The 12,941-nt window shown below is 70.8% G+C and carries 8 protein-coding genes; 4 read left to right on the top strand and 4 right to left on the bottom strand.

Annotation, left to right across the window (positions count from 1 at the left end; translation table 11 throughout):
- Positions 1 to 16: 16 nt before the first annotated feature.
- The 4 genes from zwf to AB0L53_RS46180 form a co-directional block, all read right to left on the bottom strand.
- Complete coding sequence (gene zwf, locus AB0L53_RS46195; RefSeq protein WP_364009163.1) at positions 17 to 1,390, bottom strand: glucose-6-phosphate dehydrogenase; 1,374 nt, start codon at positions 1,388 to 1,390, stop codon at positions 17 to 19.
- A 1-nt stretch (position 1,391) separates the two neighbouring features.
- Positions 1,392 to 3,023 carry a glucose-6-phosphate isomerase gene (gene pgi, locus AB0L53_RS46190; protein ID WP_364009160.1) on the bottom strand — a complete coding sequence of 544 codons (1,632 nt, stop codon included), beginning with the start codon at positions 3,021 to 3,023 and terminating at the stop codon, positions 1,392 to 1,394.
- A 103-nt stretch (positions 3,024 to 3,126) separates the two neighbouring features.
- Positions 3,127 to 4,833: an IlvD/Edd family dehydratase gene (locus AB0L53_RS46185; protein WP_364009157.1), complete on the bottom strand. Its 1,707-nt coding sequence runs from the start codon at positions 4,831 to 4,833 to the stop codon at positions 3,127 to 3,129.
- Between the two features lie 161 nt (positions 4,834 to 4,994).
- Positions 4,995 to 6,878 carry a hypothetical protein gene (locus AB0L53_RS46180; RefSeq protein WP_364009154.1) on the bottom strand — a complete coding sequence of 628 codons (1,884 nt, stop codon included), beginning with the start codon at positions 6,876 to 6,878 and terminating at the stop codon, positions 4,995 to 4,997.
- A 208-nt stretch (positions 6,879 to 7,086) separates the two neighbouring features.
- On the opposite strand from AB0L53_RS46180, the gene AB0L53_RS46175 reads away from it, so the two are divergent.
- The 4 genes from AB0L53_RS46175 (at position 7,087) to AB0L53_RS46160 (ending at position 12,928) form a co-directional block, all read left to right on the top strand.
- On the top strand, positions 7,087 to 9,390 hold the full coding sequence (locus AB0L53_RS46175) for a phosphoketolase family protein (RefSeq protein WP_364009151.1): 2,304 nt from the start codon (positions 7,087 to 7,089) through the stop codon (positions 9,388 to 9,390).
- Positions 9,366 to 10,553 carry an acetate kinase gene (locus tag AB0L53_RS46170; RefSeq protein WP_364009148.1) on the top strand — a complete coding sequence of 396 codons (1,188 nt, stop codon included), beginning with the start codon at positions 9,366 to 9,368 and terminating at the stop codon, positions 10,551 to 10,553. Before AB0L53_RS46175 ends, AB0L53_RS46170 begins: the two co-directional genes overlap by 25 nt.
- Positions 10,554 to 10,931: 378 nt before the next feature.
- Complete coding sequence (locus AB0L53_RS46165) at positions 10,932 to 11,876, top strand: acyl-CoA desaturase (protein WP_364009145.1); 945 nt, start codon at positions 10,932 to 10,934, stop codon at positions 11,874 to 11,876.
- Positions 11,877 to 11,908: 32 nt separating this feature from the next.
- On the top strand, positions 11,909 to 12,928 hold the full coding sequence (locus AB0L53_RS46160; RefSeq protein WP_364009142.1) for a hypothetical protein: 1,020 nt from the start codon (positions 11,909 to 11,911) through the stop codon (positions 12,926 to 12,928).
- Positions 12,929 to 12,941 lie beyond the last annotated feature (13 nt).

The following is a 12,941-nucleotide window of genomic DNA, read 5'->3' as shown; positions in this document are numbered from 1 at the left end:
GCCCGCCCGCGCGGGATCAGTCGAAGGTGGTCGAGATCTCGTGCCACCCGCCGGGCGCGATCTTCTCGGCCTCCTTGGGCCCCCAGGTGCCCTTCGCGTACGGCAGCGGCCGGTCCGGCAGGTCGAGGATCGGCTGGACGATCCGCCACGACTCGTCCACCAGGTCGAACCTGGCGAACCGCAGGGGATCGCCACTCACCGCATCGGCCAGGATCCGCTCGTAGGCGGCCTCCATCGGCCCGAGCACCTTGGTGAAGTCGACGCTCACCGGCACCTGCCGGGTGCGTTGCTTGCCGGGCTCCTTGGCCAGCACGTCGAAGGTCACCCCGGCGTCGGGCTGCAGCCGGAACCTGATCAGGTTGGGATTCAGGTGCGGGTCGTGCGAGAACAGCGAGACCGGCGGCTTGCGCAGCTCGGCGACGATCTCCAGGTCGGTCATCGGCAGCGCCTTGCCGGCGCGGATGCAGAACGGCACCCCGGCCCATCGCCAGTTCTCGATGTAGGCGCGCAGCGCGACGAACGTCTCGGTGGTCGAACCCTTCTTGACGCCCTCGGTGTCGAGGTAGCCCTCGTACTGGCCGCGGACCACGTCGACGGGCTTGATGGCCTCGACGGCGCGCAGCACCCGCCATTTCTCGTCCAGCTGGGCGCGAGCGTCTTTCGACGGCGGCGGGTCCATGGCCAGGATGGCGAGGAGTTGCAGCAGGTGGTTCTGGACGACGTCGCGGATGGCGCCGTTGGCGTCGTAGAAGGCGCCCCGGCCGGCCACGTCGAAGTCCTCGGCCATGGTGATCTGCACGCTGCGGACGTAGTTGCGGTTCCAGATGGGCTCGACCAGCATGTTGGCGAACCGGAACACCAGGAGGTCCTCGACCGGCTCCTTGCCCAGGAAGTGGTCGACCCGGCGCAGGTGGTCCTCGTCGAAATACTTCAGCAGCTCGGCGTTGAGCCCCCGGGCCGAGTCCAGGTCGCTGCCGAACGGCTTCTCCACGACGAGCCTGGCGTCCCTGTTGAGGCCCTCCGCGGCCAGCCCCTCGGCCACGACCGAGAACAGCGCGGGCGGCACGGCCAGGTAGTGGACCAGGAAGCCCTTACCCGCCAGCTCCTCGCGGAGCCGGGTGTAGGTGCCGGGGTCGCGGTAGTCGCCCGCCACCAGCCTCAGGTTGCCCGCCAGCTTCTCGAACGCCGCGTCGCGCGCGCCGCCGCAGGCCGCGCGGGCGTGCTCGCGCAGCCCGTCGAGGTCCAGGTCGGTCTTGGCCACGCCGATGATCGGCAGATCGAGTTCACCCTTGGCGGTGAGCTGATAGAGGGCGGGCAGGACCAACTTGCGCGCGAGGTCGCCGGTGATGCCGAACAGGACGAGCGCGCCCGCGCCCTTGGTCGCCCCCACCTCAGACCCGCCTTCCGCGCAGCTCGCGGTAGCGCCGGACGAGCCCTTCGGTGGAGGCGTCCGGGAAGTCTGTCGGTGGGTCCTCCGAGGTGAGCGCGGGCGCCAGGTCGAGCGCCATCTTCTTGCCCAGCTCGACGCCCCACTGGTCGAAGGAGTCGATGCCCCAGATGGTGCCCTCGACGAACGTCGCGTGCTCGTACAGGGCCACGAGCTGGCCGAGCGTGGACGGGGTGAGCTTGGTGGCCAGGATCGTGGAGGTGGGCCGGTTGCCGGGCATCACCTTGTGCGGCACGATCTCGGGCGGCGTGCCCTCGCCGGCGATCTCCTCGGCCGTCTTGCCGAACGCCAGCGCGGAGGTCTGCGCGAACAGGTTCGCATTGAGCAGGTCGTGCATGCCCTCGCGGTCCTCGAACGGCTCGGCGAACCCGATGAAGTCGGCGGGCACCAGCCGGGTGCCCTGGTGCAGCAGCTGGTAGAAGGCGTGCTGGCCGTTGGTGCCCGGCTCGCCCCAGAAGATCTCGCCCGTGTCGGTCGTGACGGGCGTGCCGTCGGCGCGTACGGACTTGCCGTTGGACTCCATGGTGAGCTGCTGCAGGTAGGCGGGGAAGCGGTGCAGCCGCTGGCTGTAGGGCAGGACGGCCCGGGTCTGGGCGCCGAAGAAGTCGTTGTACCAGATGCCGAGCAGGCCGAGCAGCACCGGCATGTTGGCCTTGAACGGCGCGGTACGGAAGTGCTGGTCCATGGCGCGGAACCCGGCCAGCATCTCGCGGAACCGCTCGGGCCCGATCGCGATCATCAGGGACAGGCCGATGGCGCCGTCGTAGGAGTAGCGGCCGCCGACCCAGTCCCAGAAGCCGAACATGTTCGCGGTGTCGATGCCGAACTCGGCGACCTTCTCGGCGTTGGTCGAGACGGCCACGAAGTGCTGGGACACGGCGTCCTCGCCGAGCGCGTCAACCAGCCATTGACGGGCCACCTTGGCGTTGGTCAGCGTCTCCATCGTGGTGAACGTCTTGGAGCTGACCACGACCAGCGTGCCGGCCGGGTCCAGGCCGGCCAGGTTGCCGGTGATGTCGGCCGGGTCGACATTGGAGACGAACCTGGCCGCGATGCCGGCGTCGGCGTAGTCGCGCAGCGCCTCGTACGCCATGGCCGGGCCGAGGTCGGAGCCGCCGATGCCGATGTTGACCACGGTGGTGATCGGCTGCCCGGTGGCGCCCGTCCAGTCCCTGGAGCGGACCCGGTCGGCGAAGGCGCTCATCTTGTCGAGCACGGCGTGCACGTCGGCGATGACGTCCTGGCCGTCGACCTCCAGCTTGGCCTCCCGGCTCATGCGCAGCGCGACGTGCAGGACGGCCCGGTCCTCGCTGACGTTGATGTGCTCGCCCCGGAACATCGCGGCGATCCGGTCGCGCAGCCCGGCCCGCTCGGCCAGTTGGACGAGCAGGTCGATCGTCTCGTCCGTGGCACGGTGCTTGGCGTAGTCGAGGTAGAGGTCACCGGCGGTCAGCGTCATCCGCTCGGCGCGGCCGGGATCCTCCGCGAACAGCTCGCGCAGCTGCTTGCCCGCCAGCTCCCCGTGATGCTTGTCCAGTGCCGCCCACTCCTGGCTCTGGGTGATGTCGCCGCCCACTCGTCCTCCTCGTGCCGTCAAACCTAGTGCCGTCAAACCTTGTGCCGTCAAAACGGGGTCACACTAGTCCCGTACCGGGCAAGATATCGCGCGGGACTCCGGGTCAGTGGGATTCCCTGCCCACGGCGTCGCCGCTCGAACCTGTGAGGAAGTCCAGGTCCGCTCCCTTGTCGGCCTGCATGACGTGGTCGACGTACAGGCGCTCCCAGCCGCGGGGCGGGGCGGCGTGCCCGTTGACGACCGGCTCCCTGGCTGCCAGCTCGGCGTCGGGGATGTCGACGTAGAGCCGCCTGGCCGCGACGTCCAGCACGATGGGGTCGCCGGTCCGCACCCGCGCGAGCGGCCCGCCGGCCGCCGCCTCGGGCGCGGTGTGCAGCACGACCGTGCCGTACGCGGTGCCGCTCATCCGGGCGTCGCTGATGCGGACCATGTCGCGTACGCCCTTGGCCAGCAGTTTCGCGGGCAGCGGCAGGTTGCCCAGCTCGGGCATGCCGGGGTAGCCCTTGGGCCCGCAGCCGCGCAGCACCAGGACCGACGTCTCGTCGACGTCCAGGTCCGGCGAGTCGAGCCGGGCGTTGAGGTCCTCGACGCTGTCGAACACGACGGCCCGGCCGCGGTGGCTCAGCAGCTCGGGCGAGGCGGCGGCGGGCTTGATCACCGCGCCGTCCGGCGCGAGGTTGCCGCGCAGCACCGCGATCCCGGCCTCGGGCAGCAGCGGGTCGGCGCGCCGGCGGATGACGCTCTCGTCCCAGATCTCCGCGTCGGCGAGGTGTTCCACGAGCGGCCGGCCGCTGACGGTGACCGCCGCCGGGTCGAGCAGGTCCTCGACCTCCTTCAGTACGGCCGTAAGCCCGCCCGCCCTGAACAGGTCGTCCATCAGGTGCCGGCCCGCGGGCTGGAGGTCGACCAGCAGCGGCACTCCCCTGCCGGTCCGGTCGAAGTCGTCCAGCCCCAGCTCCACGCCGAGGCGCCCGGCGATGGCCAGCAGGTGGACGACGGCATTGGTGGAGCCGCCGATCGCGGCCAGCGTCACGATCGCGTTGAGGAACGATCCCCTGGTCATCACCTGGCTCGGCCGCAGTTCGCGCCGTACCAGCTCGACGGCGAGCCGGCCGCTCTCGTGGGAGCGTTCGAGCAGCCTGCTGTCGGGTGCGGGCGTGCCCGCCGTGCCGGGCAGGGTCATGCCGAGGGCCTCGGCCATGCAGGCCATGGTCGAGGCCGTGCCCATCGTGTTGCAGTGGCCACGGCTGCGGATCATGGACGACTCGGAGCGGAGGAACGCCTCGCGGGAGAGCGTCCCCGCGCGTACCTCCTCACTCAGCCGCCACACGTCGGTGCCGCAGCCGAGCGGGACGCCGCGGAAGTGGCCGGTCAGCATCGGGCCGCCGGGCACCACCAGGGCGGGCAGGTCCACCGATGCGGCGGCCATCAGCAGCGACGGGATGGTCTTGTCGCAGCCGCCGAGCAGCACCACGCCGTCGATCGGGTTGGCGCGCAGCATCTCCTCGGTGGCCATGGCGGCCAGGTTGCGCCAGAGCATCGCGGTCGGCCGGACGTTCGTCTCGCCGAGGGAGACGACGGGCAGGTTGAGCGGGACGCCGCCGGCCGCCCACACGCCCTGCTTGACGCTGTCGGCCACCTCGTCGAGATGGGAGTTGCACGGGGTGAGGTCGGAGGCGGTGTTGGCGATCGCGATGTGCGGCCGGTCCCCGTCGAACGCGGCCTCCGGCAGGCCGCGGCGCATCCAGGCGCGATGGATGTAGGAGTTGCGGTCTTGACCTGAGTACCAGCGGGAGCTGCGGAGCGGCATGCCCTCATCCTGACATCCCGCCATTTTGGGATGAAACCGGCGGCCCGCACAGGGACACGGGCCGCCGGGGGGCGTGATCTCACTGGCCGCCGAAGCGTGAGATCACGGTCCAGGGTGGATACACCTTTTAGGCGTTCCATCCAGTTCCATGCTGTTCCACGTCACACCGGGTGATAGCTGCATCGCACCCCCATCTGTACGGCGGACCGCAGCCGCTCCGCGATGACCGGGTCCGCCTCGCCGATGCGCACCAAGGCCCGCCTGATGGCCTTGCCCACGGCGATCCTGGCCCGTTCCTCGCTGCCGGCGAACTGGCGCGGCCGCCCGGCCAGCCCGGTGGCGGCGGCCAACTCGTCGATCAGCCAGTCGCGCTCGGCCCGCAGCGTGGCGACCCGCTGCAGGTCGTGCATCGCCTCCAGCTCGTCGATCTCGGCCTGCAGCCCGGACAGCCGCCGCTTGTAGGTCTGCCTGGCCTGCTCGTCCAGCACCGGCTGGGCCGACTCTGCCGCCTCGCTGGCCACCGCCCCCGCGGCCAGGTCCACGGCCGGGATCTCGCGGCCGGGGTTGGCCAGCAGGGTGGCCAGGTGGGCCATGCCCACGATGTGGTCGACGAGCACGGTCCGGCCGGCCAGCTCGATCCGCCACTTGCGGCCCTGGCGCGCGCAGACGGCCTCCGCCGGGGCCGCCGGGCCGTCGTCGGGCAGCATCATGCCCAGCGACGCGGCCTCCTGCTGGGCCAGCGCCAGGACCCTGCGCGACTCCTCGGTCCCGCGCAGGGCCTGGCCGAGCCGCAGGCGGGAGAGCGCGACGGCGGGCCAGTGCCCCAGGGCGAGGTTGTCGTGCACGGCGGCCCGCAGATAGGCGATCGCCTTGTCCGTCTCGCCGCAGGTCAGCATGGCCACGCCGAGAGAGTGGCGGACCGAGCCGAGGCAGGTGACACCCAGGCTGACGACGACGGGCAGCCGCTCGAACGGGGAGAGCACGGCATGGACCTCGGCCGCCGTTTCGGCGTCACCGAGCAGGTACGCCGCCTCGGCCGCGCCGTACATCGAGATGAGCCAGGTGCTGGAGCAAGGCAGCTCCGCCAGGTCCCGGACGCGCAGCCGGGCCAGCGCCCCCTCCGCCAGCCGCCGGTCCCCCGCGGTGGCCGCCGACACCGCGAGTACCGCCCACAACGAGCTGTCCACCGCGCTGAGATCCGGCGAGTTGACCAGGTCCGCCAGCATGGGGACGAGTTCGGCGGCGCGTCCCTGGTACCAGCGGAGGGTCGCGAGCTGGCCGGCGTACCAGCCCGCGCTGTCGATGTCGCCGGCCGCCGCGCCCCGGTCGGCGCAGGCTCCGGCCATCGCCTCAGCCTCCGCCAGCCGGCCGCTCCTGATGCCGAGCATGACCTCCATCGCGTCCACCACGAACCCGACCGCCAGGTGGTCCTCCCTGGCCAGCAGGCCGCGCAGCTCCACCAGCGCCCGCTCGGCGTGGGGGTCGGCGGCCAGCACCAGGTCGACGGTCCGCCAGAGCAGCCCCATCAGCAGGTCGCCGCGGCGCCCGGTCCGCGGCGCCTGCTCGATCAGCTCCTCGGCCAGCGCCAGGCGCAGGGCGCCGTGCTCGGGTCCCAGAACGCAATGGTGGGCCAGGCTCAGCGCCTCGGCCAGCGCGACGGGGTCACCGGCCTGCCTGGCCTCATCGACCATGGCCAGGATCGCCTCGTACCCACCACTGCGGTAATCGTCCTCTCCGGCCAGCCGTACCCGCAGCCGTAACCCCAGTGAGGAGCGCGGCTCGACCAGCGCCAGAGCCTGGCGCTGGCGCGCGCGCAGCGCGGCCGCCTCGGCGGCCGTGCGGTGCTCGTGCACCCACAGCCCACCCAGCCCGAGCGCCGCCCGCGCCATCCCGTCCGCGTCGCCGTGCCGTTCGGCCTCCCGATGGGCGGTCTCGAACCAGCGCCGCGCCGCCCGCAGGCTGCCTTCCCCATACAGTGCGTGCTCTCCCGACAGCAACGACATCTCTATGTCGTCGTGTACGGCCAATCCCCGTGATCCACCCACCGGCGTCCTCCGCACCCCGTTTTGGCAATGCGCGTTCGCGCGCACTTCCAGTGACTGCGGCCCCCCACCGATATGACGGATGCTAACCGAATGAGGTTCAGCTAGGACGGATCAGAGTGCATCAAATTGGATCAGATGAATCTACGCGGCGGCGCACGTTGACCACCGCCTGAGGTTGAGCGGCGTTTCTGGAGGAATCAGCAGAGACATGGAGCGAATCGATGCTTACTGGCGCGCGGCGAACTATCTGTCGGTGGGCCAGATCTATCTACTGGATAATCCACTACTAAAGACACCATTGACCCCAGAACACATCAAACCCCGCCTACTCGGCCATTGGGGCACCACACCGGGACTGAACTTCTGCTTCGCCCACCTCAACCGGGTGATCCGCGAACGCGACCAGGACATGATCTACATCGCCGGCCCCGGCCACGGCGGTCCCGCGACGGTCGCGCACGCCTGGCTGGAGGGCACCTACTCCGAACGCTATCCGGACGTCTCCCAGGACGCGGCCGGGATGCAGCGGCTGTTCCGTCAGTTCTCCTTCCCCGGCGGCATCCCGAGCCACGCCGCGCCGGAGACGCCCGGCTCCATCCACGAGGGCGGCGAGCTGGGCTACTCGCTCGCGCACGCCTACGGAGCCGCCTTCGACAACCCCGAACTGGTCGTGGCCTGCGTCATCGGCGACGGCGAAGCCGAGACCGGGCCGCTGGCCGGGAGCTGGCATTCCAACAAGTTCCTCGACCCGGCCCATGACGGCGTGGTGCTGCCGATCCTCCACCTGAACGGCTACAAGATCGCCAACCCGACCGTGCTGGCCCGCATCCCCCCGGAGACGCTGGTCGCGCTCATGGAGGGTTACGGCTACCGGCCGCACATCGTCGGACCCGACCACCAGGAGATGGCCGACACCCTCGACACCGTCTTCGACCAGATCGCCGACTACAAGCAGGGCCGATCCGACCGGCTCCCCATGATCATCCTACGCACGCCGAAGGGCTGGACCGGGCCCCGCGTCGTGGACGGCCTGCCGGTGGAGGGCACCTGGCGGGCCCATCAGGTGCCGCTGGCCAAGGTACGGGAGAACCCCGAGCACCTGGCGATGCTGGAGGAGTGGATGCGCTCCTACCGGCCCGAGGAGCTGTTCGACGACGACGGCCGGCCGGTGGCCTCGATCCGGGAGACGGTGCCGCCGGGCATCCGAAGGATGAGCGCCAACCCGCACACCAACGGCGGCGAACTGCTCCAGCCCCTGCGACTGCCCGACTTCCGCCAGCACGCCGTCGAGGTCAAGACGCCCGCCACCCAGTCCAGCGAGCCCACCCGGGTGCTCGGCGCCCTGCTGCGCGACGTGATCGCCGCCAACCCGCGCGCCTTCCGGCTGATGGGCCCCGACGAGACCGACTCCAACCGGCTCTCGGCCGTGTTCGAGGTCACCGACCGGGCCTGGAACGCCCGCCTCGAACCCACCGACGAAAACCTGGCCCCCGGCGGCCGGGTGATGGAGGTGCTCAGCGAGCACCTGTGCCAGGGCTGGCTGGAGGGCTACCTGCTGACCGGGCGACACGGCCTGTTCAACTGCTACGAGGCGTTCATCCACATCATCGACGCCATGTTCAACCAGCATGCCAAGTGGCTGGAGTCCTCCCAGAAGATCTCCTGGCGGCGGCCCGTCGCCTCGCTCACGTACCTGCTGTCCTCGCACGTCTGGCGGCAGGACCACAACGGCTTCTCCCACCAGGATCCGGGCTTCCTGGACGTCGTGGTCAACAAGAAGGCCAGCGTCGTACGGGTCTACCTGCCGCCCGACGCCAACACCCTGCTGTCGGTCGGCGACCACTGCCTGCGCTCGCGCGACTACGTCAACGTCATCGTGGCCGGCAAGCAGCCGATCCTCGACCTGTTCACCATGGACCAGGCCATCGCCCACTGCACCCGCGGCCTGGGCATCCTGCCGTGGGCCTCCACCGACGAGGGAAGCGACCCAGACGTCGTGCTGGCCTGCGCCGGCGACATCCCCACGCTGGAGACCCTGGCCGCCACCGCGCTGCTCCGCGAGCACCTGCCCGAGCTACGCGTACGCGTGATCAACGTGGTCGACCTGATGCGCCTGCAACCGCCCTCGGAGCACCCGCACGGCCTGCCGGACAACGAGTACGACGCCCTGTTCACCACCGACAAGCCGGTCATCTTCAACTTCCACGGCTACCCCGCCCTCATCCACCGCCTCACCTACCGCCGCCACGGCCACGCCCACATGCACGTCCGCGGCTACAAAGAGGAAGGCACCACCACCACACCCTTCGATATGGTCATGCTCAACGACATCGACCGCTATCACCTGGTCATGGATGTCATCGACCGCACCCCGGGCCTCGGTTCCTCCCAGGCTCACCTGCGTCAGCGGATGACCGACGCCCGCCTGCGCGCCCGCGCCCACACCCGTGAGCACGGCGAGGACGCGCCCGAGATCCGAGAGTGGACATGGCCGGACAGATTCTCGTCCTGAACACCGGCTCCTCCTCCATCAAGTACGAGCTGGTGGACGTGGAGTCGCGCGAGCGGCCGGCCAGGGGGCTGGTGGAGCGGATCGGCGACAAGGAGGGGCGGTTGACCCACCAGGCCGGGGACGACCCGCCGTACGAGCGGAAGGAGCGGTTCGGCGACCACGCGGCGGGGCTGACCGCCATGCTGGCCGCCTTCGACGAGGCGGGGCCCGCGCTGAAACCGGTGGCGGTGGGGCATCGGGTGGTGCACGGCGGGACCCGCTTCCATGAGGCGGTGCTGGTGGACGACGACGTGATCAGCGCCATCGGGGACCTCTCGGCGCTCGCACCCCTGCACAACCCGGTGAACATCACCGGCATCCGGGTGGCCCGCGAGGCCTTTCCCGGTGTGCCGCAAGTGGCCGTGTTCGACACCGCCTTCCACCGGACGCTGCCGCCCGAGGCGTACACCTACGCCGTCCCCCGCGACTGGCATGACCGGCTGGGCGTGCGGCGCTACGGCTTCCACGGCACGTCCTGCGCGTACGTGTCGGCGCGGGCGGCCGAGCTGCTGGACCGCGATCCGGCGCGGACGAACCTGATCGTGCTGCACCTCGGCAACGGCGCTAGCGCGACCGCGATCGAGGGCGGCCGCAGCGTCGACACCTCCATGGGGCTCACGCCGCTGGAAGGGCTGGTCATGGGCACCCGTTCAGGGGACGTGGACCCGGCGCTGACCGGCTACCTGGCCCGCGCGGGCGGCATGGACATCGTGCGGGCGGAGAAGGAGCTGTCGTACCGCAGCGGCCTGCTCGCCCTCGCCGGCACCGGCGACATGCGGGAGGTACGGCGACGGGCCCGCGACGGCGACGAGCGGGCGCGGCTCGCGCTGGACATCTACGGCCGCCGGATCAAGAAGTACGTCGGGGCCTACTACGCGCTGCTCGGCCGGGTGGACGCGATCGTCTTCACGGGCGGCGTCGGCGAGCACGACCCGGCCACCCGGGCCGCCGCGCTGACCGGGCTGGACCGCCTCGGCATCGCCCTCGACCCCGCGCGCAACGAGGCCGACGAGACGGGCGAGCGGCGGGTGTCCACGCCGGAGTCGGAGGTGGCGGTGCTGGTCGTGCCCACCGACGAGGAATGGGAGATCGCCCGTCAGGCACTCGCGCTGATCCGCGTGTGACCGGCGGATGCGATTCCCGCCGGTGTGTCGCGACGCGCTCTGGGGTGGCTGCGATTCCCGCCGGTGCGGCCTCGACACGCTCGCCAAACTCCCGCGGAGCCCAACCCATCAGGACCGCGGAGCGTATCCTCTGACCTCGACCGGTCCCAGAGGTAGGGACAGCCCTACCCCGAAGACGGGTGACAGCAGGACTTCGCGATCACGGTTATCCCGAAATGCTGATGGTGAACGATCGGGAATCGAGTCTGGAGCATCGGAGAATCTGTGACTGACGTGAGCACTACTCGCGCCGCCACGGCCTCGGCATCGGCACCGGCATCGGAAGAGAGGGGGAGCGACTTCGCCCGCCTGTCACGCCGGGTGGCCCAGGCAGGCCTCATGGAACGGCGACCCGTCTACTACGCCACGCGGATCAGCGTGGTGACGGGCCTCTTCGCGGCGGGCTGGGTGGCGTTCGCCCTGGTCGGCGACTCGTGGTGGCAGATTCTGGTCGCGGTGTTCCAGGCGGCGACGTTCGGCCAGGTGGCCCTGCTCGCCCATGACCTGGCCCACGGGCAGGTGTTCCCGTCCCGGCGCAACAGCGCGATCGCGGGCCTGCTCGTCGGCAACCTCGGCATCGGGCTCAGCTACGGGTGGTGGCAGGACAAGCACACGCGCCACCACGCCAACCCCAACCACGAGGACCACGACCCTGACGTCGCGCCCGACGTCCTGCTCTGGTCGGTCAAGCAGGCCGAGGCCAGCCGGGGACTGCCCAGGCTCATCGGCCGCTATCAGGCGTTCCTGTTCTTCCCGCTGCTGACGCTGGAGGGCCTCAACCTGCACATCTCCAGCGTCCGGGCGCTGCGCCGCGACTCTCTCAAGAACCGGATGGCCGAAGGGCTGCTGCTGCTCGCGCACTTCGTCATCTACCTGGGTGGCGTGTTCGCGGTCCTGCCGGTGGGCAAGGCCGTGGTCTTCCTGCTGGTGCACCAGGCGTGCTTCGGTGTCTACCTGGGGTGCACGTTCGCCCCCAACCACAAGGGCATGCCGGTCCTCACCGCCGAGGACGAGCTGGACTTCCTGCGCCGCCAGGTGCTCACCTCCCGGAACGTACGCGGCGGGCACGTGGTCAACACGGCGCTGGGCGGCCTCAACTACCAGATCGAGCACCACCTGTTCCCCGGCATGCCGACCCCCAACCTGCGCAAGGTGCAACCGCTGGTGCGGGAGCACTGTGAGTCGCTGGGGGTGGCGTACGTGGAGTGCGGGCTGCTGGCCTCCTGGGGCCAGGCGATGAAGCACCTCCACGAGGTGGGCGCGCCGCTGCGCGCCCGCCGGTAGGACTCGACGCGAGCGGTGTGCCAGGTGACGTGGTGACGCGGGTCCGGGTGGCCAGGGAGATCGCGCGGCGGTGGGTGGCCGAGGTGGGCTCCGGGCTGCCCGGGTTCGGCGGGGCGTTCCTGACCGGCTCGGTGTTGTGGTCGCCGGCGGACGCGGTCCTGGCCACCAGCTCCGATGTGGACGTGATGGTGGTGCTGGACATCCCGGAGCCGCCCGTCAAGCCCGGCAAGCTGCTGTATAGCGGCGTTTTGCTGGAAATTTCGTATATGTCGGGCGAGCGGTTGGCGTCGGCGGAGGACATCCTGGGCGACTACCACCTGGCGGGCAGCTTCCACCTGCCCGGGGTGCTGGCCGATCCGGGCGGGCGGCTGACCGCGCTGCATGAGGTGGTGGCCCGCGAGTTCGCCGACCGGCGGCGGGTGCTGCGCCGATGCGGCGCGGCGATGGACGTGGTGCGCCGCGGGATCACCGGTATGGACGAGGCGGCGCCGCCGGTCGACCAGGTGATGTCGTGGCTGTTCGGCACCGGGGTCACGACTCATGTGCTGCTCGTCGCCGGGCTGCGCAACCCCACCGTCCGCCGCCGCTACGAGGCCGTACGGGAGCTGCTGGCCGTACACGGGATGCTGGACCGGCACGAGGCGCTGCTGGAGCTGCTCGGCTGCGGCGGGCTGGGGGCGGCGCGTGTGGCCGGGCACCTGGAGGTGCTGGAGCGGGTGTTCGACGCGGCCAAGGACGTCCAGGCGGCGTCGTACCCGTTCTCGTCGGACATCAGCGAGGCGGCCCGGCCGCTGTCGATCGACGGCAGCCGGGAGCTCATCGCGCGCGGCCTGCACCGGGAGGCGGTGTTCTGGCTGGTGGCGACGTACGCGCGGTGCCTGAAGAAGCTGTCGCTGGCCGGGGCGCCCACCGGGCCCTACGAGGAGGGGTTCCGCGCGTTGCTTGCGGACCTCGATGCCGAGACGTTCGCGGACCGGTGGCGGCGCGGGCAGCGCGTACTGGACGCGCTACCCGACCTGTGGCACACCGCCGAAACCCTCGCCCCCGGCTGACGCTTTTGCCCGG

Source organism: Nonomuraea sp. NPDC052129 (assembly GCF_040680095.1).
Lineage (GTDB): Bacteria > Actinomycetota > Actinomycetes > Streptosporangiales > Streptosporangiaceae > Nonomuraea.
Note: the sequence above shows the minus strand (reverse complement) of the source record. Positions and strands in the feature narration are given on the sequence as shown.

Bases quoted from the DNA above. Each gene is read 5' to 3' on its own strand.
- AB0L53_RS46185 (WP_364009157.1), bottom strand. From the start codon at position 4,833: ATGCCGCTCCGCAGCTCCCGCTGGTACTCAGGTCAAGACCGCAACTCC.
- AB0L53_RS46175 (WP_364009151.1), top strand. From the start codon at position 7,087: ATGGAGCGAATCGATGCTTACTGGCGCGCGGCGAACTATCTGTCGGTG.
- AB0L53_RS46170 (WP_364009148.1), top strand. From the start codon at position 9,366: ATGGCCGGACAGATTCTCGTCCTGAACACCGGCTCCTCCTCCATCAAG.
- AB0L53_RS46165 (WP_364009145.1), top strand. From the start codon at position 10,932: ATGGAACGGCGACCCGTCTACTACGCCACGCGGATCAGCGTGGTGACG.